This window comes from Streptomyces sp. NPDC052064, assembly GCF_055585925.1.
This window is the reverse complement of the sequence record NZ_JBVJJE010000019.1, coordinates 32,126-57,176: the sequence shown is the minus strand read 5'-3', so window position 1 is coordinate 57,176 and position 25,051 is coordinate 32,126. Positions and strand designations below refer to the sequence as shown.

The window sequence follows — 25,051 nt, the reverse complement described above, 5'->3', positions numbered from 1 at the left end:
GCGATCGTCGAGGGCAACGCGAGCCGCCTGCCGCGTGACATCACCGGAGGCGAAGACGGCGGTTCCGGTGACGGACGGCCTACCGGATCCGCCGCTGGGCCATCCGGAACGTCGCGTCCCATCCACGCCGGCGACTCATCCCGGGCCGCCCCGGGACCGGTTGCGGAAAGCTGCCGGGGTCTCCCCGGCCCGCTGCCGGAAAAAGCGGGTGAAGGCCGTGGCGCCGGGGAAGCCGACCCGCTCGCCGACGGCGGCGGCGGACAGGTCGGTGTGCACCAGCAGACGCTTGGCCTCCAGCAGCACCCGGTCGTCGATCAGGCGCTTGGCACCGGACCCGGTCACGGCGCGGGTCGCGCGCGTGAGGGTGCGCACGCTGTAGCCCAGCTGCCGGGCGTAGTCCTCCACCCGGTGGCTGCGGGTGAAGTCACGCTCCACGGCCTGCCGGAAGCGCCGGTAGGCCTCACTCCCCGCCTCGTCGCCGTCCTGGGCGCCGTGCAAGTGGGCCAGCCGCAGCACGAGGACGGCGAGCAGATGCCGGACCACCTCGATGTGCACGTCCAGGGGCAGTTCGGCGAGTCGGTTGTACTCGCTATCCAACAGGTCCAGGACCCGCCGGACGTCCTGCCGCTGATCCTCGTCCCGGGGAACGAGCGGCTGCCGAGGGGCCGGCTGGTCGACACGGGCAGCCTCGACCGTGGGGCTGCCGAGGAAGCCGGACGGGAAGAGCACGACGGCGCCTCGGGCATCGGCGAGGTCGGTGCCGAACTGAAGGATCTGGCCGGGCCGCGCCCAGAGCCAGTCGCCCTCGGACAGCGTGTGGTCGGTGAAGTCCAGCGAGCAGCGCAACGTACCGGAGCGCACCGTGATCAGGTGGTGGAAGGCGGGGCGCAGGGGGGCGAAGGCGTCAACGCCGTGGCCGAGCGCCCGGTCGAGCAGCCCGGCGAAGTCCAGCACGGCGACTCCCGACGGGGCTCCGACGGACGGCCGGAACGGGAGGTCGGTGACGTCGTCGTGTCCGTTTCTGTTCATAGCGTGTCGCCAGGATATGGCCTTGGGTCGGACACCCGCACCTAGCGTGGAGTGGTCGGGGGTGAGTGGTGACCGAAAATGACATGTTCGGTCACCGTCGTCGAATCGGTGCGAGGGAGCTGACCGCTGTGCGATTGATCGTGGGAATGACGGGCGCGACGGGTGCCACCTTCGGCGTCCGGCTGCTGGCGAACCTGCGCGAGCTGCCCGAGGTGGAGACCCACCTGGTGCTCTCCCGCTGGGCGCGCACCACCATCGAGCTGGAGACCGGGCTCTCCGTCGCCGAGGTCAGCGCACTGGCCGACGTCACGCACCATCCCGAGGACCAGGGCGCCACCATCTCCTCGGGGTCCTTCGCGACCGACGGCATGGTGATCCTGCCCTGCTCGATGAAGACACTGGCCGGCATCCGGGCCGGATACGCCGAGGGGCTGGTGGGCCGCGCCGCCGATGTGGTCCTCAAGGAGCGCCGAAAGCTCGTCCTCGTCCCGCGGGAGACCCCGCTGAGCGAGATCCACCTGGAGAACATGCTCGCCCTGACCCGGCTCGGCGTGCAGATGGTGCCGCCGATGCCCGCCTTCTACAACCACCCGGCCTCCGTCGACGACATCGTCGACCACATCACCGCCCGCGTCCTCGACCAGTTCGAGCTGCCCGCGCCCGCCGCCAAGCGCTGGGAGGGGATGCGCGCCGCCCGCGCCCTCAGGACCACGGTCTGAGCGCCGCCCCTCGTCTCCGCCCTCCACACACACTGCCGTAGACAAGGACATCTTCGCCATGGCCTATGACGACCTGCGTTCCTTCCTGGAGGCCCTCGACAAGGAGGGCCAGCTGCTTCACATCGCCGAGGAGGTGAACCCCGAGCCGGACATCGCCGCCGCCGCCAACGCCGCCCCACGCCTGGGCGATGCGGCCCCGGCCCTGTACTTCGACAAGGTGAGGGGCTTCACCGACGCCCGGATCGCGATGAACGTGCACGGCTCATGGGCCAACCATGCCCTCGCCCTCGGCCTGCCCAAGGAGACCGGTACCAAGGAGCAGGTCGAGGAGTTCATCCGCCGCTGGGCGGAGTTCCCCGTCGCCCCCGAACGGCGGGACAACCCGCCGTGGGCCCAGAACACCCAGGAGGGCGACGATGTCGACATCTTCCAGGTGCTCCCGCTGATACGGCTCAACGACGGCGACGGCGGCTTCTACATCGACAAGGCCGCGGTCGTCTCCAAGGACCCCGAGGACCCTGAGCACTCCGGCAAGCAGAACGTCGGCATCTACCGCATCCAGGTCAAGGGCAAGCGCAAGCTCGCTCTCCAGCCGGTCCCCATGCACGACATAGCCCAGCATCTGCGCAAGGCCGAGGAGACCGGCGAGGACCTGCCCGTCGCCATCACCATCGGCAACGACCCGGTGATCTCCATCGTGGCGTCGACTCCGATGAAGTACGACGAGAACGAGTACGAGCTGGCCGGAGCGCTGCGCGGCACCCCGGCGCCGATCGCCGAGGCCCCGCTCACCGGACTGCCCGTGCCGTGGGGGTCGGAGGTCGTCATCGAGGGCGTGATCGAGGGCCGCAAGCGGGAGATCGAAGGCCCCTTCGGCGAGTTCACCGGCCACTACTCCGGCGGCCGCAACATGACCGTCATCCGCATCGACCGGATCTCCTACCGCACGAACCCGATCTTCGAGCACCTCTACCTCGGCATGCCGTGGACCGAGGTCGACTACCTGATCGCCGCCAGCACCTGCGTGCCGCTGTACGAGCAGCTCAAGAAGGACTTTCCCGAGGTCCAGGCCGTCAACGCCATGTACACCCACGGGCTGGTCGCCATCGTCTCGACGAAGAAGCGCTACGGCGGTTTCGCCAAGGCCGTCGGCATGCGCGTGCTCACCACGGCGCACGGCCTCGGCTACGCCACGACCGTCATCGTGGTCGACGAGGACGTCGACCCCTTCAACCTTCCGCAGGTCATGTGGGCGCTGTCCACGAAGATGAACCCGTCCGGCGACCTGATCACCATCCCCAACCTGTCCGTGCTGGAACTGGCCCCGCAGGCGCAGTCCCCCGGCATCGTCGACAAGCTCGTCATCGACGCGACCACCCCGGTCGAGCCCGACCGTCGCGGCAACTACAGCACCCAGGTCCACGACCTGCCCGAGGCCGCCGAGTGGCTCACCCGGCTGCAGCGGCTCGCCGCCCGCCGCTGAACGCCGCGCCTCGCCAACACCCGGAAAGGACACCGGCCATGGCCGACCCGACCGCCACCCTCTGCCCCCGTTGCGCCCACCAGAGCGTCGAACTCGTCTTCACCTCGCCCGTCCCGGGCGTCTGGGACGTGTTGCAGTGCCGGCAGTGCCTGTACATGTGGCGCACGAGCGAGCCCGCCCGCCGCACCCGGCGCCACGCCTACCCCGAGCCGTTCCGGATGACCGCCGAGGACATCCGCAACGCTTCCGAGGTGCCCGCCGTCCCGCCGCTGAGGACGCCTTGAGTTCCGGGCCTGCCGAGTCGGCCCCGGTCAGTTGGTGCGGTCGGAACAGCCCTGCGGGAGATCTCCGGGGGCCGTGGCGATGACCGTGTCGTCGTCGGGGCCGACGTACTCGAAGAGGGTGATCTTCGCGAATTCCGGGACGACGTAGACCGGATAGGTCGGGCCCTCGTCGCGGTACCTGCGCATCTCGTCGAGGTGATCGTTCTGGTAGAGGACTGTGCGTTCACCGTGTTCCTCGACCCAGTGCGGGAAGAAGATCACGCCGTGCAGGCGGCGCTTGCCGGGCATGACGTTGACGGAGACCGACGTACCGGTGGGCTCGTTCCAGGAGATCTTGTAGTGGTCGTCGTCCAGCTGGACGAGGTCGACCTGCTGATCCTTGACCCAGCGGCCGCCCACCATGCCGGAGTGGATCCGGTAGTCGATGGTGGCCGGGTTCTTCACGTACATCTCGTACTGCCAGCCGTTGGCGTAGGTGTAGATGAAGCGGTGGCCGACGATCCCGGAGAGCTCCTGCGCGGGGACAGGGTTCTCGACGGTGGTCACGTGTGCTCCGTTGCTGGCCATGGGGGTACCTCCTTGCTGCCGCGGTGCCACTGCGGCGGGCCGTACGAGTAACCCCGTTCGCATAGGCTCAACATCGTTGCGGCGCGAGGGTTCGGAAGGCGGGGACATGAGGCATGACGAGCTGATCCGACCGGTACCGGAGCTGTTACGGCGGCACGCCGAGATGGCTGGGCAACGGGTCGCCTACTCCGACTCCTCACGCGGCGTCACCTACGCCGAGCTGGAGCGGCGCACGCGCTCGCTGGCCGCGTACCTGACCCGGACAGGACTTCGGCGCGGCGACCGGGTCGCGATCTGTCTCGGCAACTGCGTGGAGATGGTGGAGAGTTGCCTCGCCGTCCTGCGGGCCGGAATGGTCGGAGTCCCGCTCGATCCGCGTTCCTCCGACGTCGAGTCGGCCCACTTCCTCCAGGACAGCGGCGCCGCATTCGTCATCACCGACGCCGCGCACCTCGCACAACTGCGGCGCCTGGGACCGCCGTACGACCGCCTGGGCGCCTTGGTCACCGGGCCGGGCCCGGTCCCGGACGGCGCCCGGTTGTTCCGGAGCGCGGCCGAGAGTGACGGGGACGCGGAGATCGACCTGCCCGGCCTCGACGATCCGGCCTGGATGCTCTACACCTCCGGCACCACGCACCGGCCCAAAGGTGTGCTGTCCACGCAGCGGGCCGCGCTGTGGTCCGTGGCCGCCTGCTACGCCCCGATCTTCGGTCTCTCGCCCGACGACCGGCTGCTCTGGCCGCTTCCGCTGTTCCACAGCTTCAGCCACTCGCTGGCGATCCTGGGCGTGACGGCCGTGGGCGCGAGCGCCCGGATCGCCGGTGAGCTGATGCCGCCAGGCGGTCTGCGGCAGGAGCTGCTCACCGCGCATGCGGGGCTCGGCGGGCCCTTCACCATGCTGGCCGGCGTGCCCACGACGTATCACCGGCTGCTCGACTCGGGCGGCGAGGCCCCGCCTGCGCTGCGGATGTGCGTCGTGGCCGGCGCCCCGAGTGGCCCCGCGCTGCGCGCGGCCGTGGAGGAGACCCTCGGGGCGCCGCTGCTGGACGCGTACGGCAGTACCGAGACCTGCGGCATGATCGCGGTGAACCGTCCCCAGGGGCCCAGGGTCGACGGCTCCTGCGGGCCGCCCGTCCCTGGCATGGACGTACGCGTCGTGGCCCCGTGGGGCGGGGCGGACGTCCCGGACGGGGCCGAAGGCGAGGTCTGGGTGCGGGGGCCGAGCCTGATGACCGGGTACCACGAGCAGCCCGAGGCGACGGCCGCCGCGCTGCGGGACGGCTGGTACCGCACCGGCGACCTCGGCCGCCGCGTCGAGCACGGCCATCTCCAGCTCACCGGCCGGGTCAGCGAGCTGATCATCCGCGGCGGCGAGAACATCCACCCGACGGAGATCGAGCAGGCCCTGTCGCGGTGTCCCGGCGTGTCCGAGGCCGTGGTCGTGGGCGTGCCGCACGACGTGCTCGGCGAGGTGCCGGTCGCCTTCGTCGTACCGGGTCCGGACGGGATCGACGCACGGCAGGTGCTCGCCGAGTGCCGGACCCGGCTGGCCGACTACAAGGTGCCGACCGAGATCCGCGAGATCGCCGCCGTCCCGCGCACCGCGTCCGGCAAGATCGCCCGGCACGAGTTGGTCGCCCCCGCTCCGGCCGCCCCGGTCGCGGCCGACCCCGCCCCTGCCGCCCTGCGTGAGCGGCTCCTGTCCCTGTCGCGCGACGACCAGGAGCGCGCACTGCGCGAAACCGTGCTGACCGAAACGGCCCAGGTCTGCCGGCGCACACCGGGCGATCTGCCCGGCGCGGACAGCCCGTTCACCGATCTCGGCATGACATCCGTCGGCGTCGTCGAGCTGGTGGACCGGCTCGGCGCGCTGACCGGTCTGAGCCTGCCGTCGACGCTGGTCTTCGACCACCCGACGCCGGCCGGGGTGGCCCGGTACTTGCGCACGGCGATCTTCGAGGGCGAGCCCGTGGCGCGCCCACAGGGGTACCGCGGACGGGAGCGGTCTCCCGAGGACGATCCCGTCGTGATCGTCGCCATGGGCTGCCGTTATCCCGGCGACGTCGACTCCCCCGAGGATCTGTGGGAGTTGCTGTCACAGGGACGGGACGCCATCTCGGAGTTCCCGGCCGACCGCGGCTGGGACCTGGACGCCCTGTACGACCCCGATCCCGACCGGATCGGCACGTCGTACACGCGACACGGCGGTTTCCTGCACCGGGCCGCTGAGTTCGACGCCGGGCTGTTCGGGATCTCACCGCGCGAGGCACTCGCGATGGATCCGCAGCAGCGGCTGCTCCTGGAGACGTCCTGGGAGGTGTGGGAGCGGGCCGGGATCGACCCGGCGTCGGTGCGCGAGAGCGACACCGGCGTGTTCGTGGGCGTGATGTACGGCGACTACTCCGCCCGCTTCACCCGCTCCCACGAGTTGGAGGCGCACCTGGGGCTGGGCTCGGCGGGCAGCGTGGCCTCCGGGCGGATCTCGTACGTGTACGGTCTGCGCGGTCCCGCGATCACGGTCGACACCGCCTGCTCGTCCTCACTGGTGGCGCTGCACTGGGCGGCGCGGGCGCTGCGCTCGGGCGAGTGCTCGCTGGCGCTGGCCGGCGGGGTCACGGTGATGGCGACGCCCAAGCCGTTCCTGGCCTTCAGCCGGCAGCGCGGGCTGTCGCCGGACGGGCGCTGCAAGTCGTTCTCGGCGGCGGCCGACGGTACGGCCTGGGGCGAGGGCGTGGGACTCGTCCTTCTGGAGCGGTTGTCCGACGCGCGGCACAACGGCCATCCGGTCCTGGCCGTCCTCCGCGGCTCCGCCGTGAACTCCGACGGCGCGTCCAACGGGCTCGCCGCGCCCCACGGGCCGGCACAGCGGCGGCTGATCACGCGGGCGCTGGCGGACGCGGGGCTGCGCGCCGGTGACGTGGACGTGGTGGAAGCGCACGGTACGGGCACCCGGCTGGGCGACCCCATCGAGGCGGAGGCCCTCCTGGCCACGTACGGACAGGGCCGCGAGCATCCGCTGTGGCTCGGGTCGGTCAAGTCCAACCTCGGGCACACGCAGGCGGCGGCCGGAGTCGCCGGCGTCATCAAGATGGTGCAGGCCATGCGGCACGGCGAACTGCCCCGGACCCTGCACGCCGACTCGCCCACACCGCACGTCGACTGGTCCTCCGGCCGCGTGGAACTGCTGACCGCCCCACGGTCCTGGCCTGCCTCGGACCGGCCGCGGCGTGCGGGGGTCTCGGCCTTCGGGATCGGCGGGACCAACGCGCATGTGATTCTGGAGGAGGCGCCGGAGAGGGAGACCGCGGTTCCCCGGGAGGCGGCGGCCCCCCCGGAGACAGCGGCCTCCCCGGAGACGGCGATCTCCCCGGAGACAGCGGCCTCCCCGGAGACAGCGGCCTCCCCGGAGACGGCGATCTCCCCGGAGACAGCCGCGGCGCCGCCCGTTCCATGGCTGCTCTCCGCCGCCGACGAAACCGCCCTGCGCGCCCAGGCCCGACGGCTCGCGGCCGAGGCGGCGAACCGGGCGGGCCTGTCACCCACCGACGTCGCCTACTCCTTGGCAGTGTCGCGCTCCGCCCTCACCCATCGCGCGCTCGTGCCGGCCGATGACCCGACCCGGATGCTGGACACGCTGAGCGCGTTCGCGCAGGGCCGGGATACACCGGGACTCGTACGAGGAATCGCGGACCCGGAGATCCGTACGGCCTTCCTGTTCACCGGACAAGGTGCCCAGCGCCCCCGGATGGGCACCCAACTGCACGCCGCGTTCCCCGTCTTCGCCGATGCCTTCGACGAGGTCTGCCGGCACCTGGACGACCGTCTCCCCCAGCCGCTGAGCGCGGTGCTGTCCGCCGAGCCGGGCTCGCCGGAAGCGGCTCTCGTGGACCGGACGGACTTCACCCAGGCCGGACTGTTCGCCTTCGAGGTGGCGCTGTTCAGGCTGCTCGAGTCGTGGGGAGTGCGATCCGATCGCCTGGTGGGCCACTCCGTGGGCGAGCTGACGGCCGCGCATGTCGCCGGCGTACTCGATCTGCCCGACGCCGCGACGCTCGTCGCCGCTCGCGGCCGGCTGATGCAGGCCTTGCCCGACGGCGGCGCGATGGTGGCGCTGGACGGGACCGAGGAAGAAGTCGTCACCGCGCTCACGGAGTTCGGGGCGCAGGTGGCACAGGTGGCCGTCGCGTCCGTCAACGGGCCCCGTTCGGTGGTGATCTCGGGCGCGCGGGACGCGGTACTCGCGGTCGCGGCCGGCTTCGAGGCGCGCGGCCGCAGGGCCGTACGGCTGCGAGTGAGTCACGCCTTCCACTCGCCCCTGGTGGCGCCCATGCTCGACGAATTCCTTTCCGTGGCTCGGGAGTTGACCTTCCGACCGCCGCGCATCCCGATCGTCTCCACCGTGACGGGCCGGCTCGCCGAGCCCGCGGACCTGTGCTCGCCCGAGTACTGGGCGCGGCACGCCCGGCTGCCCGTGCGCTTCGCCGAAGCCGTGCGCCGGCTCGCGGACGACGGGGTCTTTGCCTACCTGGAACTCGGGCCCGGGCCCGTACTCACCGCGGCGGCCACCGACTGTCTGGCCGACGCGCCAACGAGCGGCTCCGTTCTCGCCGTGGCCACACGAGGCGGGGCGTACGAACCGGAGACGCTTCTGTCGGCTGTGGCGCGGCTGCATGTGGCCGGGGCCGCTGTCGACTGGGCGGCGGTGTACGCGGGTTCCGGCGCGCGCCGCGTGGAGCTGCCGACATACGCCTTCCAACGGCAGCGGTTCTGGCTGGACGCACCGCGTTCTGCGGCGGCCGACGCAGAGTCCCTGCTGGGCCCGGCGTTCCCGGTGCCGGGCACCGAGCGGACGGTGCTGACCGGGCTGTTGTCCCGAGCGACCCACCCGTGGCTCGCGGACCATGTCGTCGCCGGGAGGGTCGTCGTGCCGGCGACGGTGTTCGTGGAGATGGCCGTGCGGGCGGGCGAGGAAGTGGGCTGCGGTGCGGTCGACGAACTCGTGATGCTGTCGCCGCTTGTCCTGCCCGGTTCCGCGGGGGTGCGGGTCCAGGTCGTGGTGGGTGCGTGGGACGGCGACTCGGGCCGACGGCCGGTCGACGTCTACTCCCGGCCGCAGGAGCCGGAGGAGTCCGCCGAGGACGCCCCGTGGACCCGGAACGCCTCGGGGCACCTGGGCCGGGGGCGCACTGCGCAGGACGAGCCGACGCAGTGGCCGCCGCAGGGCGCCGAGCCGGTGGACCTCACCGGCGCGTACGCCGTCCTCGCCGACGCCGGGCTCGCCTACGGGCCTGCCTTCCAGGGAGTCGGCGCGGTCTGGCGACGCGGCGACGACGTCTTCGCGGAGGTCCGGCTGCCCGCGTCGTACATGTCCGAAGCCGGCCGCTTCGGACTCCACCCGGCGCTGTTCGACGCCGCGTTGCACGCGCCGCTGCTGGCCGCGTCCGCCGACATGAGCACGGTCCGGGTGCCGTTCGCGTGGAGTGGCGTGAGCCTGCACGCCTCGGGAGCCACGGAGTTGAGGGTCACGGTGACGTCGTTGGGCCCGGACACGGTCTCGCTGACCCTGGCCGACCCGTCCGGCCGGCTCGTGGCACGCGTGGACTCGCTGACCACCCGGGAAATCCCGGCCGCCCTGGCAAACCGGGCCGACATGACGGAAGACGCCGCACGAAGGGCTCTGCTGTGCCCTGAGTGGGCCGCCCTCGACGTCTCCGGCGACATCTCCAGTGACGCTGATGAGCGTGCCTGGACGGTGCACGGGCCGGACGAGCTGGACCTCGCGGAGTTCCTGCCCTGCGGCGTGAACCCCGAAGTCGTCGCCGTCACAGCCATCGCCCCTGCGACCGGCTCCGATCCTCTCTCCGCCGTACACGAGTTGACGAGCCGAGTGCTCAAGGTGCTCCAGGACTGGCAGGACGATCCGGGCACGGCGGGCTCACGGCTGGTCGTGGTGACGCGGGATGCCACCGGGCCGGTGCCGGATCCGGCGGGTGCGGCGGTCTGGGGACTGGTGCGCACGGCGCAGTCGGAGCTGCCCGGTCGTGTCGTCCTGGTGGATGTCGACGGGCGGCCCGAGTCGCTGCGGACGCTGCCGTCGGCCGTCGCCACCGGTGAGTCGCAACTCCGGGTACGGGACGGGCAGGTGACGATTCCGCGACTGGCCCCGGCCGGTGATGCCTCGGGCGCGGGGGCTGCCTTCGACGCGGATGGCACGGTGCTGATCACCGGAGGCACCGGCGCGCTGGGCGCGGAGCTGGCACGCCACCTCGTCGCCGAACACGGCGTACGGCATCTGCTGCTGACCGGACGCCGTGGGCCGCAGGCACCCGGAACAGCGGAACTCCGCAGCTACCTGGAGGAGTTGGGGGCGCGGGTCGGCATCGTCGCCTGTGACGCGGCCGACCGTACCGCGCTGGCCGAGCTGGTCGAGCGCTGCGAGCCGCCACTGACCGCTGTGGTGCACGCCGCCGGGGTTCTCGACGACGGCGTGCTGGACTCGCTGACCCCCGAGCGGATGGCGGCCGTGTTGCGGCCGAAGGTCGACGCGGCCTGGAACCTCCACGAACTGACCCGGGACATGGGTCTTTCGGCGTTCGTCCTGTTCTCCTCCGTCTCCGGTCTGCTGGGCCGGCCGGGCCAGGGCAATTACGCGGCCGCGAACTCGTTCCTCGATGCCCTCGCCCACCGCCGCGTCGCCGAGGGACTGCCGGCGGTCTCGCTGGCGTGGGGCCCGTGGGAGCACGCCGGCGGCATGGCGGCGGGGCAGCCCCCGCAGCGCCCACAGTCACGTGACGTGTTCGTGCCGCTGTCCACACAGCAGGGCATGGCACTGTTCGACGCCGCGCTGCGCTCGACGGAGCCGGTCCTGGCACCGATCCTGCTGGACCGGGCGGCCCTTCGAGCCGGTGCCGGGCACCTGCCACCGCCGTTGCGCGGACTCGTCCGGCAGCGCCGACCGCCCGCCGCGGCGAGGGCCTCAGGCGGCTCCGCCGGATCCCCTGGGCAGATGCTGGAGCCGGGAGCCTGGCGGAAGCGGCTGGCCCCCATGCCCCGGAGCGAACAGGGGGCGGCGCTCGTGGAGTTGCTGCGGGCCGACGTGGCCGCGGTGCTCGGCTACCCGCACGCCGACGCGCTCCCGGTCGGCAAGACCCTCGCCGACCTGGGGTTCGACTCCCTCACGGCCGTGCAGATCCGCAACCGGCTGAGCATGGCGCTGAAGCTCCGGCTGTCGGCCGCGGTGGTGTTCGAGCACCGCACGGCCGAGGAATTGGCACGCCACCTGCTCGGCCTGCTGGACGGCGAACCGGCCGACGCGGCCGCCACCAAGGCCACGGGAGCCGCAGGGGCCACGGGGGCCAAAGGGGCCACGGTGCCCGAGCGGCCCGCGTACACGCTCTCCTCGCTGTTCCGGACGGTCAGTGCCGCCGGACAACCGGTGGCGGCGATGCACCTGCTCGTCACCGCGTCCTGGGCGCTGCCCACCTTCACCGCCGCCCAGGGCCGCGAGCACGCGCTGCCCCCGATCCGCCGCTCCCCCGGCCGCTCCGGCTCCGGACGGCCGACGGTCGTCTACTTCCCGGCCTACCACCCGTCGCTCGCGTCGGACGGCGGAGATTTTCCTCGCTTCCACCGCGCTTTCGAACACGACATGGAGGTCCGGGAGGTCCTGGAGTTCCCGCACCCCGGAATCGCCGCCGGTGCCGCCGTACCGCAGGACCGCGCCGCACTGGCGCGTACGCAGGCCGAGAGCGTGCTGCGGCACGTCGGGGACGGTCCCGTCGTGGTCGTAGGACGGTCGGCGGGCGGCAATGTGGCGCACCTGGTGGCCCACCAGCTGGAGAACCTGGGCCGGGCACCGGCCGGCCTGGTCCTGCTGGACACCTACCACATCACGCCGGACAACAGCGACAAGGACTGGCTGCTGTCCCTGGCCGCCCCACCACCGCAGGTCACCGGACAACCCCTCTACACCGGGGACGACGACAGCACCTTGGCCGCGATCGGTGCCTACAACCGGATCCTCCTCGGCTGGGACCCCGAGCCGGTCGCCACGCCCACGCTCCTCGTGCGCGCTCAGCGGCCCACGCCCGCCATGGCGGCCGCCGCGGACGCGGACGACTGGCGGACGTCCTGGCCTGCGGCGCACGACGTCGTGGACGTCCCCGGCGACCATCTGACGATGATGCAGGAACACGCGGAGACAACCGTGTCGGCGATCCGCACCTGGATCGACTCACGAACGGCGAAGGGAGACCAATGAGTTCCGCCAAGCCTCCTCAGGACGTCGACGTCATCGTGGTCGGCGGCGGCCCGGCGGGGGCCACCGTCTCGGCGGCCGTCGCCCTGCACGGCCATCGCGTCCTCCTCGTCGAGAAGGAGACCTTCCCCCGGTACCAGATCGGCGAGTCCCTGCTCCCCTCGACGGTGCACGGCGTGTGCCGGATCCTCGGCGTCGAGGACGAGATGGCGGATGCGGGCTTCAAGCCGAAGCGCGGCGGCACGTTCCGCTGGGGCCGCAACCGGGACCCCTGGCAGTTCTCCTTCGCGCTGTCGCCCCGGCTGGCCGACCCGACCTCGTTCGCCTATCAGGTCGAGCGGTCCCGGTTCGACGCGATCCTCCTGGACAACGCCCGCCGGGTCGGCGTCGACGTACGGGAAGGCTGCCGTGTGACCGGCGTACTCGCCGACGAGGACCGGATCCGCGGGGTGCGCTGGACCACCTCCGACGGCGAGATCAACGAGGCCGCCGCCCGCTACGTCGTCGACGCCTCCGGCAACGGCAGCAGGATCCACCCGCACGTCGGCGGGAAGCGGATCTACTCCGACTTCTTCCGCAATATCGCGGTGTTCGGCTACTTCACCGGCGGCGCGCGGCTCCCGGCACCGAACGACGGCAACATCTTCTGTGCCGCCTTCGACGAGGGCTGGGTCTGGTACATCCCCCTCCGGGACGACCTGACCAGCGTCGGAGCCGTGGTCGCCCGCGAGCACGCCGAGGCCGTTCAGCTGGACCCGGCGAACGCCTGGCGCCGCCTGATCGACGCCTGCCCGGAGGTACGCGGCTTCCTCGACGGCGTCCCACAGGCCACCGAGGCGCCCTACGACCAGGTCCGCGTCCGCAAGGACTGGTCGTACTGGAAGTCACGGCTGTGGCGGCCCGGCATGGCACTCGTCGGAGACGCGGCGTGCTTCGTCGACCCGGTACTGTCCAGCGGAGTCCATCTCGCGACCTACGGCGGGCTGCTCGCCGCCCGGTCCATCAACAGTTGCCTCGCCGGAGGCCTGGACGAGGACCGTCTGTTCGGCGAGTTCGAGATCCGCTACCGGCACGAGTACGGCCTCTTCCACGAGTTCCTGGTCTCCTTCTACGACATGCACCAGGACGAACGGTCGTACTTCTGGAAGGCCCGCAAGGTCACCAACGTCGGCACGACGGAACTCGAGGCGTTCGTCGAGCTGGTGGGCGGCCTGGCGTCCGGCGACGCGTCGCTCACGGGGGCCGGGCCGGCGGACGCACGGCTGGCTGCGGTCGCCGACGACTTCGAGCGAGCCGTGCGCCGCCTCCCCGACGCCGACGAACTGCGCAATCCCCTCTACGAGTCCAAGAGCTTCCGGCAGGTGTTCCAGGAGGGGACCGTCCTTCAGGAACACGGGCTGTTCGGCGGGCCGTTGGAGGCCGAGGCGCCGCTGTGTCCCGGCGGTCTGGTGGCGTCGGAGGACGGGCTGTCCTGGGTCGAGCCAGAGCAGTAGCAGGACGGGAAACGTGTTCGCCGGGGGCGGGCCTGCCCATGCGGGGATGACGTCCGCCTGACCGACGAATGTCCAGGTGAGTGTCCCAGTTCGAGGAGCATTCAGGCCCATGGGTAGCCTGCGTCACCATGATGCGGGCTTGGATCTTGCCGATGCTGCTTGTGCTCTGCGGCTCGGCCGTCACGACTGGGCTGATCTACGCGGGAGACGCCGGCGCAGCCACGCCGCTCCTGCTGGTGTTCCTGGTGCTCGCAGGCGTGAACTCTCCCCTGATCTTCCCGAGGTCGATCGGTGCGCTGGAGGCGCAACGCCGCAGCGCGGTCGATGGCAGGCCGGTCGTCTTCTGGCGGCCGGGCTGCAAGTACTGCATACGACTGCGCATCCGGCTGGGCCGCAGCGCCCGCCGGTTGCATTGGGTCAACATCTGGCGTGACCCGGCAGGGGCCACAGCGGTGAGGGCAGCGAACGACGGCAATGAGACAGTGCCGACTGTCGTCGTGGCGGGCCGGCCGCACACCAGCCCTGATCCTGAATGGGTGCGCCGGCAGCTCACCTCTTCCGCGTGATCAGAAAACCGTTTCCCGTTCGGCCTTGCCTGGCCCGCCTCTACCGGCGTTCGTCAGTGGAGCCCGGACAGGGTTTGGGCCAGGCTGCACCGGCGAGATCAGCCGCAGAACCCTGCTGAGCACGGCCGCGGCCGTGGCCTGCCGGTGCCGAGTCGCAACTCGATGTCGACTGACGAATGCGCCGCGCCGCTGGATCCGTCCGCCGGCGGTGGAGGAGTTGTACGGCCGGTCACCCCCGGTGTGCCCTGTCGCTGGTTCTCGGCGGCAGGGCGCACCGCAGTTCGCTCCGGTCCCGCGCCGGGATCGGTGGGGCAGCTACTGCGGCAGGGGTGCCTCGCCGGATACGGCGATACCTGCCTGGTGGAAGTCGTCCACGGCCGCGGCCGTCGTGTCCGGGGCGACTCCGACCGAGTAGTCCAGACGTACCCGTGCGCGGAAGCCGGCCTTCACGGCGTCCAGCGCGGTGGCACGCACGCAATGGTCCGTGGCGATGCCCACCACGTCGACGTCCTCGACCCCGCGGGAGCGCAGCCAGTCCGCGAGGGAAACTCCTTCTTCGTCGGCTCCTTCGAAGCCGCTCTTGGAGGCGCTGTGGGCGCCTTTGTAGAAGACGGCGTCGACCTTTCCGCCGGTGACGGCGGGGGCGAAGTGGGGGTGGAATTCGCTGCCTTCGTTTCCTGCCACGCAGTGGACGGGGAAGCTGTCCTTGAAGTCCGGGGTCTCGGAGAAGTGACCTCCCGGGTCGATGTGGTGGTCGCGGGTGGCGACGATGTACTGGTAGGCACGGCCCGCGTCCTGCTCCACCAGCTCGGCGATCTTGGTCGCGATCCGCGCGCCACCCGCTACCGGAATACTGCCTCCTTCACAGAAGTCGTTCTGCACATCCACGACGATCAAGCCTCGGCTCACCATGACCACCCTTCAGCACGACGGAACACCCCTCGCGTTCTACCGGCCCTGGCACGCCCCCGGAGGCATAGGCGGCTGGGCTCACCCGAACGGCCCAGGGCCTTCACCGCAGGAATGATTCGCAGCCACCGAAGGCCATGCCGCTCGCCCGACGTACAGGGCACCTTCCTCGCCGGCGCGCTGCTGACCGTTGGGGCCTGCGCAGTGCTACTGATCGGCTTACACCTTCGTTTGAGGCGCATCCCGGGCACGTCATCGCGAGGTGCGATGCACGACTTCAGAGGCAAACACCGCAGTTCCTGCCCGATATCGGGCAGAAATGTAGACGTCCCATGGCTCCCGACCTAGGGTGATCGCTCATGATCACCCTAGGCGCAATGGGGAATTTCACTCTGATAGTGGGACTCCTCACGCTGACTCCCGGACTGGATACCGCACTCGTCCTGCGCACCGCGGCGCTCGGGCACCACCGTCGCGCCTGGGGCGTGGTCCTCGGCATCCAGAGCGGCACGCTGGTCTGGGGCACTCTCACCTCGCTCGGCGTGACCGCACTGCTGACGGCATCTCACCTGGTCTACGAAGCACTTCGCTGGGTCGGAGCCGCGTACCTGGTATGGATGGGCGGCAAGCTGCTGTGGACTACCTGGCGCCACTCATCGAGCGAGAGCCCACAGACAGCGGAGGCCGAGACCAAGGCCCGGGCAGGCGCCGGGGATACGCTCCTCGGCGGCTGGCGGCAAGGGATCGTGAGTAACCTCCTCAACCCGAAGATGGGCGCCTTCTACGTTGCGGTGCTCCCGCAGTTCATCCCGGCCGACGCCTCGCACATCGCTCTGGGCGTGCTCCTGGCCGGTGTACACATATTCCTGGCCGTCGTCTGGGCCTGCGCGCTGATCGCCCTCGCCCACGTGCTCCGCCATCGCCTGCAACGGCCCTCGGCCCGCCGTTACCTCGACCGCATCGCCGGCACGGCCATCGCCGCCTTCGGCATCCGCCTCGCGCTCGGGCCGTGACGCACCGGCCGACGCATCCGCAAGGCCACCGACGGCCGTGGAACGCGTAACCCGCGCATCAACCGAAGCGAAAGGACATCTGCATGTGTTCTCTCCCCACCAGCACCGAGGCCGTGGTCTTCGACTGCGACGGCTTGCTGGTCAACACCGAAGCGTGCTGGACCATTGCGGAAAGCGCAATCTTCGCCGCTCACGGCCATCCCTTCGGCCGAGAACAGAAAGACCTGGTCATCGGCCGCACCGTGGAGGCCGCTGGAGAGGCCATGGCCCAATACCTCGGGCGCCCCGGCGCCGGTGCCGAACTCACCACCGAACTCCTCGAAAGAGTCCGCAAGGAGCTTTCCCGAGGCGCCGCAGCCCTCCCCGGGGCGGCAGAACTGGTGCGAGCCTGCCGGGCAGCCGTCCCCATCGCCGTAGCCAGCAACAGTCCCCGGGAACTGCTGGACACGGCACTGTGGTCGGCCGGCCTCGCCGACTGCTTCACCCACTCGTTCGCCGCCGACGAGGTGCATTCCCCCAAGCCCGCACCAGAGCTGTACCTCACCGCATGCGAGGCACTCGGGGTGGCCCCGAAACGCTCCGTCGCCTTCGAGGACTCGGCCACGGGCATTGCCTCGGCGCGTGCCGCTGGGCTCTACGTCGCGGTCGTACCGTCCCTTTCAGGAGCCGGCCTCGACCACGACTGGCTGGGCACCAGCCTGGCCGAGCCCGAACTGCTGGACTGGGCCAGGCGACTGGGAGAGGGCACGGTTCGCTGACCCACTCAGCTCGGTGCGCAGGATCGGTCCTGGGGCGAGTTGGTGAATGCTGCTCACTCCGCCAGCGGGCGAGACGGTGGAAGGCGCTCTGCCAGGCGTAGGTCCGTTCCACATGCCATCTCTGACCTGTCTGGAGGGGTGCCTTCTCACCCTGGTGCGCGACGCGGCCGTGGACGCCACGTTCGTCGAGCAGGGCGCGGGTCTTGTCCGAGTCGTAGCCGGAGTCCAGGTGCACAGTGATGCGGAGCGGCGGCTACGTCGGGGCCCGTTGGCGGCGCGAATCCAATCAGGTCCGTTGGTGATTGATGACAGGGTTCGGGCGGTCGGCGGTTCCGTATGCGCCCATGTCGCCGCCCGTCGCGGCGCTGAACTCGGCGCCCGGCCCCTGTCCACCGTACGAGACAGCCGATGCGACCAAGCCAACACAGTTCAGACCGGCCCACCGCACCGACGAGGTGACGAACAGCAGACGACCAGGGGCAGGCCGTCAGAAGCGGAGCCGTCACCACCCGCTGGCGGACCCTGCCATGCGATAGCACTTCGTGTAACGTTCCACGAAGGGGATGCCCCAAAGGGCGGAAACGCCATAAGGGGCAGAGCGTCGCAAGACAACGGAGGTGCGTGCCAGTGCAACCGGCAGGCGACTCGAAGAGGGTCACCATCACCGACGTCGCGCGCAGCGCGGGCGTGTCCACCTCCGCGGTATCAAAAGTGCTGCGCAACGCCTACGGGGTGAGCCCCTCGATGCGTGACCGGGTGCAGACGGCCATGGCCGATCTGGGATACCGCCCGCACGCAGCCGCCCGTGGCATGAGGGGTCGCACCTACACGGTCGGTGTCCTGCTCGCCAGCATCCGCAACGCCTTCTACGCCGACCTCCTGGAGGGAGTGGACGCGCAACTGCGCCACACCGAGTACACACTGTTCATCGGCTCCAGCGGCTCTTCCGAGATGGAGGACCAGACCAAGCTGATCCATGCCATGGTGGACCGGCAGATGGACGGCCTGATCCTGATCGCGCCCGCCGTTCCCCGCACGGAGGTGGTGCGCATCGCGGCCCAGGTGCCGACGGTGGTGATCGGCCACCACGACCCCTCGCCGGCCTACGACAGCGTCGTCAACCAGGACGGGGTCGGCGTCGACCTCGTCATCGACCACCTGGTCGGCCTCGGACACCGGGACATCGCCCACCTGTCGCATCCGACGGTGGTCGGCAGCCAGTGGAAGCAGCGGCCAGAGCACCACGTCCGGGCCGCCTACCGCGAGGCGATGGCCCGGCACGGCCTGGCGGACCTGGCCCGGGTGATGCACTCCGGGTACTCGGACGAGGGTGGCTACCGCGGCGCCATGGAGCTGCTCACCTCCACACGTCCGCCCACCGCGATCTTCGCCGGCGCGGATGTGGCCGCGACCGGTGTCTTCCGGGCCGCCGCCGAGCTCGGCCTGCGCATTCCCGGCGACCTCTCGCTCGCCGGATACAACAACACCTCCGTCGCCGCCCTCGCTCCCGTCAGCCTGACCAGCGTCGACCAGGCGGGCGCGATGATGGGCGAGACCGCGGCCCGGCTGCTGCTGGAACGGATCGAGAAGCAGCGTGATCGTGCCGTCGTCACAGCGTCGACGCCGCACCTGGTGACGCGCGGCAGTACCGCACCGCCCAGCGCCTGACCAGCAGCGGACGCCCGTGGCGCAGGGTGGGCGGCCCTGTCCGGGCGGGTGGACACCGGACCCACTCCGAGTGGGCGGAGGTCCGCCCGCGGGGAATTTCCCGCGCCGCTCCTCTTGACGGGCCGGACTTCTGCGCCCAGGGTTGATACGTTTCAAACGTAGAACGTTGCACACGGCGGCGTAGGGAGCGAGGGGCTGGCATGAGCCTTGAGCGTCCGGAACCCGACACCACGGTGGTCTCCATCCGGTTCGAGCACCGGGAGGAGACGCTCGGCGTCGGCACCCTGGAGCCCCACCTGTCCTGGCAGTGGTTCTCCTGCTCCGACCCGAATCTGGAGCAGTTCCACGAGAACTTCGTCCGGGGCACGCGCGGCAAGTTCCTGGACATACCTACGGACTGCTTCCAGCGTGACGAGCGGCTCGGTTGGACCGGCGATATCCAGGGCTTCTCCCCCACTGCCGCCTTCCTCTTCGACACCGCGGGCTTCCTGTCCTCCTGGGGCGACGCGGCGCCCGTGGTGCCCTGGGTGCTGTACGAGCGGTACGGCGAACTGGGCATCTTGCGGCGGCAGTTCACCAGCGCCCGCGCACGGGTCGTCAAGATCGCCTCACTCACCACCGACGGCGTGTGGGCGGGCGGCTTCCTGTTCGGTGACTGGCCGGCCCCTGCCGCACCACCGGACGACCCGTTCGTCGCGCGCACTCCCACGGACGTCGTCGCCACCGGGTGCCTGGCCCGGTGCGCGGACGTGGTCGCCCGTGCGGCGAAGGTGCTGGGCCACCTGGACGAGGCCGTACGGTACTCGGCGCTCGCCGACCGGACCCACATGGCCTTCACTCACGCGTTCGTCACCCCTGCGGGCCGGATTCCGGGCGACTCGCCGACCGCGTACGCCATGGCCCTGGCTTCCTTCAACCACTACGCCTTCGGAGCCGTCGCCGACCGGACGCACCGCACGGGGGCGGGACTTGCCCCGGCAGACGGGGCCACCGTACGGGACCTCATGGACGATGCCGGAGAGGGGCGCACGGTCGGCGCCCTGCCCCGGCACGCCCGCCCCGGAGACTCCGCACAACTGGCCGGCCGACTGGGGCCGTTCCTGGCCCTGCCCGGCCGGCGACTGCCCGCACTGCCGAACACGGTGCTCTTTCGAAGACGGCTGCGTCGATGCTGCCGCCGATCTCGAGGCACTGCTGAGCGGCACGGCGGCCCGACGTCCACAGCACACTGTGCGCCCAGCGGCGATTCCGCCGCGAACACTCCGGATATGAAACGATTCAACCCCTGGAGATGCCATGCTCCGTAAACGCTCGCTCATGTTCGATCTCCTCAGAGGCTTCCTGGTGCTGGCCGTGATCGGAAGCGTGGCGACCCTGCCGGCGCCCGTGTCCTCCGCGACGTCGGCGTCCGACGCTCCGTTCACCGTGAAGGCCCTGACCGCCAACGGCCGGGTGAACCCGTTGGGCATCGGTGGTGAGGACCCGGTCCTCGGCTGGCAGTTGGCGTCGGATCGCCGGGCGACATCGCAGAAGGCCTACGAGATCCAGGTCGGCCACAGGCCAGGATCGGCCGATGTGTGGTCGTCCGGCAAGGTGGCGTCCGGCCGTCAGGTCGGTGTGCGGTACGAAGGCCCCGGCCTGGAGGCGGGCACACGGTACTTCTGGCGCGTCCGAGCCTGGGACGACAAGGGAGTCGCCAGTCCGTGGAGCGCGACCGCGTACTTCGAGACCGGCTTGCTGAACGCCGGCGACTGGGGCGGCGCCCAGTGGATCACTCGTCCTGCGGCTCCCAGTGAGCTGGACAAGTGGACCGACTACACCGCCACGGTCGACTTCGAGCTCGACAGTGCCGCCTTCGGTATGTTCCTGCGTGCCTCGGATGTGAGCAACGGCTACATGTGGCAGTTCAACGTCACGGGCTCCACCCCGATGCTGAGACTGCACAAGCAGATCAAGGGCACCTACACCGTGGTCCAGCAGGTGGATCTCGCGCCGTACGGCTTCACCAACGCCGGTCTCCTCGACGGCCGGCACACCGTCCGCTACGACGTGGCGGGCACCACCATCAAGACGACCCTCGACGGCAAACTGGTCAGCACCCTCACCGACTCCACGTTCGCCAAGGGCTACATAGGCTTCCGTACACACGCGTGTTGCGGCGAACGGGGCACGGTCTACGACGCCGTCGTGACCAGCGCTGACGGCAGCAAGCTGCTCGACACCGACTTCGCCTCCGGCCGGAACCCGTTCACCGGCGGTGAGATCGCCGACTCCGCCCTCGTCGTGTCCGGCACCACGGACGCCCTCTACGGACCCGCGGTCCGCCCGCTGCCGCTGCTGCGCAAGGACTTCGCGACCAAGCCCGGCAAGAAGGTCGTCTCCGCGCGCGTCTACGCGTCGGCACTCGGCCTCTACGAACTGGAAATCAACGGCAAGCCGGTCGGCGACCAGGTCCTCGCCCCGGGCTGGACGAACTACCACAAGCGCATCCAGTCGCAGACCTACGACGTGACGAAGCTGCTCGAGGGCGGCGACAACGTACTCGGCGCGTCTTTGGCGGACGGCTGGTGGGCCGGCAAGGTCGGCCTCGGCTGGAGCCGCCAGTACGGGGACACCCCCGCCCTGGTGGCGAAGATGCGCATCACCTACACCGACGGCTCGGTCCAGTGGATCGCCACGGACGATTCGTGGAAGGCGGCGGACGGCCCGTACGCCAAGGCGGATCTGCAGGACGGCGAGACCTATGACGCCCGTCTGAAGCCGTCGGGCTGGAGCCGGCCGGGGTTCGACGACGCCAAGTGGGAGCCCGCCGCGAGCCTTGAGTCCCGGACCGCCCTGCTGGTCCCGCAGAGCGACGAGCCCGTACGCCGGACCCAGGTGCTGCAGGCCAGGAAGATGACCGAGCCCACTGCCGGGACCTACGTCTACGACCTCGGTCAGAACATGGTCGGCGTGTCCCGGCTGACCCTGACCGGCTCGACCGGCCAGACGGTCAAGGTCCGCTACGCGGAGGTGCTCAACAAGAACGGCGCCCTCTACACCGACAACTTCCGCAGCGCCAAGGTCACCGACCGCTACGTCTTCGCCGACACCGGAACGGTCACCTACGAGCCCACCTTCACCCAGCACGGCTTCCGCTACATCGAGATCACCGGGGTGAACGAGCCTCCCGCGCTCACCGACGTCAAGGGCGTCGTTTGGGGGTCCGACCTCCCCACCACCGGCACCCTCAAGACCTCGGACAGCATGCTCAACCAGCTGGTGAGCAACATCTCCTGGAGCCAGCGAGGCAACTTCCTCTCCATCCCCACCGACACCCCGGCCCGCGACGAACGCCTGGGCTGGACGGGAGACATCAGCCTGTTCGCGCCGACGGCCAACTACCTCGTCGACACCCGCGCGTTCCTGTCCCACTGGATGGCGGACGTGCGCAACTCCCAATACTCCAACGGTGACCTGCCCGCGGTCGTACCGACCCCGCAGGGCCAGTTCGGCGACAGTGGTGTGGGCTGGTCCGACGTGATGATCACCGTGCCGTACTCCGTGTGGCGCTCCTACGACGACACCCGCATCCTGCGGGAGAACTACCCCGCCATGCAGAAGTTCTTCCAGTTCGTGCGCGACAGCGCCGGACCGGACCTGCTCGAGCCCGGCCGCACCGCCTTCTTCACCAACGACTGGCTGCACCTGGACGACCCCACCGAGCAGGGCATCCTGGGCACCGCCTACTACGCCGAGAACGCCCGCATGATGGCCGAGGTGGCCAAGGCCCTGGGCGACGAAACGGCGGCGTCCGACTACAGCAAGCTGTCCGCCGACATCCGCGACGCCTTCACCGAGGCCTACGTCGCAGCCGACGGCACCGTCAAGCGCAACTCGCAGACCGGATACGCGCTGGCCCTCGGCATGGACCTGATCTCGGATCCGGCACTGGTCGAGAAGGCCGGCGAGAAGTTCGTGGCCAAACTCGCGCTCACCGACCACCACCTGCGGACCGGCTTCATCGGCACACCGCTGCTGCTGCCCGCGCTGAGCAGGATCGGCCGGGACGACCTGGCCTACAAGATGCTGCTGCACAAGGACTACCCGTCCTGGGGCTACGAGGTCGCAGGCGGTGCCACCACCATGTGGGAGCGCTGGAACTCGATCATGCCCGACGGCAGCTTCGGCCCGGTCGACATGAACTCCTTCAACCACTACGCCTACGGCGCCGTGGGCGACTGGATGTTCCAGAACATCGGCGGCCTCTCGGCGATCGAGCCCGGCTACAAGCGCTCACGCATCGCGCCGGCGCCCGGCGGGAACCTGACGGAAGGCTCCGGAAGCCTCAAGACCGTCTACGGCCGTCTGGCGTCGAAGTGGAGCACGCACAACGGCGCCATCGACCTGAAGGTGACGGTGCCGGTCAACACCGTCGCCGAAGTCCACGTGCCGGCACAGACCCGCTGGGCGGTCACCGAAGGCGGCCGGCCGGCCGGCGCCGCCAAGGGAGTCCGGTTCCTGCGGATGGAGAACGGAGCCGCCGTGTTCGAGGTCGGATCGGGGGCCTACAGCTTCGGCGTCGACACCGGCCTCGGCGGCCTCGGCGAGGCCAAGGAAGCCGCCGGGTAACTGCGTGACCTGGCGGCAGGCCCGGGCGCTCCGGGCGCATCGACCGCAAGGGAGAAGTCCTGGCAGGCCCGGGCCTTCGTTGCGTGAGCGGATCGCCCCCGTAGCCCGGGGCTTCGGCCTCGGCCTCGGCCTCCCCAAGGAAGAAGCGCTTCGAGTCGTACAACTACCCGGGGTACTACCTGCGCCACTACAACTACCTGCCGACCCGGAGCATCAGGCTGATCTCGGCATCGTCATCCAGCGCCATTGGGTGAACTGCTCCAGACTCGCGGTGCCGCCGATGCGAGAGCCATTGCCGGAGACGCCCATGCCGCCGAAAGGTGCGTTCGCGGCGTCCTTGGCGGACACGTCGTTGATGTGGGCCATGCCGGTGCGCAGTCGCTCGGCGAGGGCGGTAGCCCTCGGTACGGAGCTGGAATGAACGGCCGCCGTCAGGCCGTAGGCGGTGTCGTTGGCGATCTCGACGGCCTCCGCCTCGCTGTGGAAGGGGATTACCGGGGCGACAGGCCCGAAGATCTCCTCGGAGAAGGCCGGCATGGTGCGTCCGACGTGGTCCAGGACAGTGGGCGGGTAGAAGAGACCGTCGCGGCGGCCGCCGGTGAGCAGCCGTGCCCCGGCGGCCACGCTCTCGTCGACGATGCGCTCGATCCGGACGGCCTGCCGCTCGCTGATGACGGGGCCGATCGTGACGCCCTCCGTGCGTGGGTCGCCCATCCTCATGGCCTTCGCCTGTCCGACCAGCGCGTCGGTGTACGCCTCGACGAGGTCGGCATGGACGAGGTGACGGCCGGCGGCCACGCACGCCTGCCCCTGGTAGCCGAAGGTGCTCATCGCTCCGGCCGCGGCGGCCGCCTCGACGTCCGCGTCGTCGAGCACGATGATCGAGTTCTTCCCGCCGAGCTCCAGGGAGACTCGCTTCAGGCCCTCGCCCGCCACCCGGGCCACCGCACGTCCCACCTCGGTGGAGCCGGTGAACGACACCATCGCGACATGCGGATCGGCCGCGACCGCCTGCCCGGTCTCGGCGCCTCCGGGCAGGACGTGCAGCACCCCGTCCGGCAGTCCGGCCTCCTCGAAGAGCCGGGCGACGAGGATGCCCCCGGACACCGGGGTGAGCGGGTCGGGCTTGAGCAGTACGGCGTTGCCCAGCACGAGGGCGGGGGCCAGTGCGCGTATCGCGAACAGCAGCGGCGCGTTCCACGGGTTGATGACACCGACCACCCCGAGCGGCACCCGCCAGGCCAGACTCGCTCCGCCGGTGGCCTGGGGGGCCAGGACTTCACCCAGGGGCAGGGTCGCGAGTCCTACGGCGTGAGTCAGCTGTCCGAGGGCGGCGGCGATCTCGTAGTCACCCTTGGCGGGGACGCCGGCCGATTCGCGGACGATCCAGTCCCGGACCGTCCCGCTGTGCTCCTGCAGGGCCGAGGAGGTGCGCAGCAGGACCTCGATGCGTGCGGAAGGAGGTGCGGCTGCCCAGTCCTCGGCAGCGCGGACCGCCCTGGCGCCGGCCCGCGCGACGTCCGCCGGGGCCGCCACGCCGACTTCGGCCAGCGGGCGGCCCGTGGCCGGTTCCATCACCTGGCGGGTGCCGCCTTCGGAGTCGCGCCAGCCCTCGCTGTAGATCTTCCCGGCCCACTCGACCGGGTCCGGCCACGTCCCCTCACCGATGACGGTCATGGGTGCCGCCCTCCATC

General features: G+C 70.6%; 15 protein-coding genes and 2 pseudogenes. 12 read left to right on the top strand and 5 right to left on the bottom strand.

What is annotated here, in order from left to right; genetic code table 11:
* Nucleotides 1-135: 135 nt before the first annotated feature.
* Nucleotides 136-1,029, bottom strand: coding sequence for a helix-turn-helix transcriptional regulator (locus tag ACZ6TU_RS36810; protein WP_467681822.1), 894 nt, complete (start codon nucleotides 1,027-1,029; stop codon nucleotides 136-138).
* Between the two features lie 128 nt (nucleotides 1,030-1,157).
* On the opposite strand from ACZ6TU_RS36810, the gene ACZ6TU_RS36805 reads away from it, so the two are divergent.
* Genes ACZ6TU_RS36805 through ACZ6TU_RS36795 form a run of 3 tightly spaced genes read left to right on the top strand, consistent with a single transcriptional unit; the run spans nucleotide 1,158 to nucleotide 3,515 of the window.
* Nucleotides 1,158-1,748: a non-oxidative hydroxyarylic acid decarboxylases subunit B gene (locus ACZ6TU_RS36805; protein WP_467681824.1), complete on the top strand. Its 591-nt coding sequence runs from the start codon at nucleotides 1,158-1,160 to the stop codon at nucleotides 1,746-1,748.
* Between the two features lie 58 nt (nucleotides 1,749-1,806).
* Nucleotides 1,807-3,231, top strand: a complete 1,425-nt coding sequence (locus tag ACZ6TU_RS36800) for a non-oxidative hydroxyarylic acid decarboxylases subunit C (RefSeq protein WP_467681826.1) — start codon at nucleotides 1,807-1,809, stop codon at nucleotides 3,229-3,231.
* A gap of 38 nt (nucleotides 3,232-3,269) precedes the next feature.
* A complete protein-coding gene (locus tag ACZ6TU_RS36795) occupies nucleotides 3,270-3,515 on the top strand; it encodes a non-oxidative hydroxyarylic acid decarboxylases subunit D (RefSeq protein WP_467681828.1) in 246 nt (81 codons plus the stop codon).
* 27 nt (nucleotides 3,516-3,542) lie between these two features.
* Here ACZ6TU_RS36795 and ACZ6TU_RS36790 read toward each other — a convergent pair whose 3' ends face one another.
* A complete protein-coding gene (locus ACZ6TU_RS36790; protein ID WP_467681830.1) occupies nucleotides 3,543-4,082 on the bottom strand; it encodes a phenolic acid decarboxylase in 540 nt (179 codons plus the stop codon).
* Nucleotides 4,083-4,188: 106 nt separating this feature from the next.
* On the opposite strand from ACZ6TU_RS36790, the gene ACZ6TU_RS36785 reads away from it, so the two are divergent.
* The 3 genes from ACZ6TU_RS36785 to ACZ6TU_RS36775 all read left to right on the top strand — a co-directional run bounded on the left by ACZ6TU_RS36785 (nucleotide 4,189) and on the right by ACZ6TU_RS36775 (nucleotide 14,398).
* Nucleotides 4,189-12,342: a type I polyketide synthase gene (locus ACZ6TU_RS36785; protein WP_469553168.1), complete on the top strand. Its 8,154-nt coding sequence runs from the start codon at nucleotides 4,189-4,191 to the stop codon at nucleotides 12,340-12,342.
* Nucleotides 12,339-13,832 carry an FAD-dependent oxidoreductase gene (locus ACZ6TU_RS36780; protein WP_469553166.1) on the top strand — a complete coding sequence of 498 codons (1,494 nt, stop codon included), beginning with the start codon at nucleotides 12,339-12,341 and terminating at the stop codon, nucleotides 13,830-13,832. The genes ACZ6TU_RS36785 and ACZ6TU_RS36780 overlap by 4 nt, the downstream gene beginning before the upstream one ends.
* A gap of 128 nt (nucleotides 13,833-13,960) precedes the next feature.
* The gene (locus tag ACZ6TU_RS36775; RefSeq protein WP_467681836.1) at nucleotides 13,961-14,398 is read left to right on the top strand and encodes a glutaredoxin domain-containing protein; all 438 of its coding nucleotides are present in this window, start codon (nucleotides 13,961-13,963) and stop codon (nucleotides 14,396-14,398) included.
* Between the two features lie 315 nt (nucleotides 14,399-14,713).
* Here ACZ6TU_RS36775 and ACZ6TU_RS36770 read toward each other — a convergent pair whose 3' ends face one another.
* Nucleotides 14,714-15,307 (bottom strand): isochorismatase family protein, encoded by a 594-nt coding sequence (locus tag ACZ6TU_RS36770; protein WP_467681838.1) that lies wholly within the window; start codon nucleotides 15,305-15,307, stop codon nucleotides 14,714-14,716.
* Nucleotides 15,308-15,684: 377 nt separating this feature from the next.
* On the opposite strand from ACZ6TU_RS36770, the gene ACZ6TU_RS36765 reads away from it, so the two are divergent.
* Complete coding sequence (locus tag ACZ6TU_RS36765; RefSeq protein ID WP_469553163.1) at nucleotides 15,685-16,320, top strand: LysE family translocator; 636 nt, start codon at nucleotides 15,685-15,687, stop codon at nucleotides 16,318-16,320.
* An 83-nt stretch (nucleotides 16,321-16,403) separates the two neighbouring features.
* Nucleotides 16,404-17,078 (top strand): HAD family hydrolase, encoded by a 675-nt coding sequence (locus ACZ6TU_RS36760; RefSeq protein WP_469553161.1) that lies wholly within the window; start codon nucleotides 16,404-16,406, stop codon nucleotides 17,076-17,078.
* A 64-nt stretch (nucleotides 17,079-17,142) separates the two neighbouring features.
* Here ACZ6TU_RS36760 and ACZ6TU_RS36755 read toward each other — a convergent pair.
* A pseudogene (locus ACZ6TU_RS36755) lies at nucleotides 17,143-17,328 on the bottom strand (transposase); the annotation flags it as partial.
* Between the two features lie 371 nt (nucleotides 17,329-17,699).
* On the opposite strand from ACZ6TU_RS36755, the gene ACZ6TU_RS36750 reads away from it, so the two are divergent.
* The 4 genes and pseudogenes from ACZ6TU_RS36750 to ACZ6TU_RS36735 form a co-directional block, all read left to right on the top strand.
* On the top strand, nucleotides 17,700-18,746 hold the full coding sequence (locus ACZ6TU_RS36750) for a LacI family DNA-binding transcriptional regulator (RefSeq protein WP_469553159.1): 1,047 nt from the start codon (nucleotides 17,700-17,702) through the stop codon (nucleotides 18,744-18,746).
* Between the two features lie 200 nt (nucleotides 18,747-18,946).
* Complete coding sequence (locus ACZ6TU_RS36745) at nucleotides 18,947-20,053, top strand: alpha-L-rhamnosidase-related protein (RefSeq protein WP_469553157.1); 1,107 nt, start codon at nucleotides 18,947-18,949, stop codon at nucleotides 20,051-20,053.
* Complete coding sequence (locus ACZ6TU_RS36740) at nucleotides 20,043-23,357, top strand: family 78 glycoside hydrolase catalytic domain (protein WP_469553155.1); 3,315 nt, start codon at nucleotides 20,043-20,045, stop codon at nucleotides 23,355-23,357. Before ACZ6TU_RS36745 ends, ACZ6TU_RS36740 begins: the two co-directional genes overlap by 11 nt.
* Nucleotides 23,358-23,494: 137 nt before the next feature.
* Nucleotides 23,495-23,611 (top strand): annotated as a pseudogene (locus ACZ6TU_RS36735) (AbfB domain-containing protein); the annotation flags it as partial.
* On the opposite strand, the gene ACZ6TU_RS36730 reads toward ACZ6TU_RS36735, so the two are convergent.
* A complete protein-coding gene (locus ACZ6TU_RS36730; protein WP_467681850.1) occupies nucleotides 23,571-25,034 on the bottom strand; it encodes an aldehyde dehydrogenase family protein in 1,464 nt (487 codons plus the stop codon). The pseudogene ACZ6TU_RS36735 and the gene ACZ6TU_RS36730 overlap by 41 nt on opposite strands.
* Nucleotides 25,035-25,051 lie beyond the last annotated feature (17 nt).

Coding starts and splice junctions, on each gene's coding strand:
- ACZ6TU_RS36810 (WP_467681822.1), bottom strand. CDS start 1,029: ATGAACAGAAACGGACACGACGACGTCACCGACCTCCCGTTCCGGCCG.
- ACZ6TU_RS36800 (WP_467681826.1), top strand. CDS start 1,807: ATGGCCTATGACGACCTGCGTTCCTTCCTGGAGGCCCTCGACAAGGAG.
- ACZ6TU_RS36795 (WP_467681828.1), top strand. CDS start 3,270: ATGGCCGACCCGACCGCCACCCTCTGCCCCCGTTGCGCCCACCAGAGC.
- ACZ6TU_RS36790 (WP_467681830.1), bottom strand. CDS start 4,082: ATGGCCAGCAACGGAGCACACGTGACCACCGTCGAGAACCCTGTCCCC.
- ACZ6TU_RS36785 (WP_469553168.1), top strand. CDS start 4,189: ATGAGGCATGACGAGCTGATCCGACCGGTACCGGAGCTGTTACGGCGG.
- ACZ6TU_RS36780 (WP_469553166.1), top strand. CDS start 12,339: ATGAGTTCCGCCAAGCCTCCTCAGGACGTCGACGTCATCGTGGTCGGC.
- ACZ6TU_RS36775 (WP_467681836.1), top strand. CDS start 13,961: ATGATGCGGGCTTGGATCTTGCCGATGCTGCTTGTGCTCTGCGGCTCG.
- ACZ6TU_RS36765 (WP_469553163.1), top strand. CDS start 15,685: ATGGGGAATTTCACTCTGATAGTGGGACTCCTCACGCTGACTCCCGGA.
- ACZ6TU_RS36760 (WP_469553161.1), top strand. CDS start 16,404: ATGTGTTCTCTCCCCACCAGCACCGAGGCCGTGGTCTTCGACTGCGAC.
- ACZ6TU_RS36745 (WP_469553157.1), top strand. CDS start 18,947: ATGAGCCTTGAGCGTCCGGAACCCGACACCACGGTGGTCTCCATCCGG.
- ACZ6TU_RS36740 (WP_469553155.1), top strand. CDS start 20,043: ATGCTCCGTAAACGCTCGCTCATGTTCGATCTCCTCAGAGGCTTCCTG.
- ACZ6TU_RS36730 (WP_467681850.1), bottom strand. CDS start 25,034: ATGACCGTCATCGGTGAGGGGACGTGGCCGGACCCGGTCGAGTGGGCC.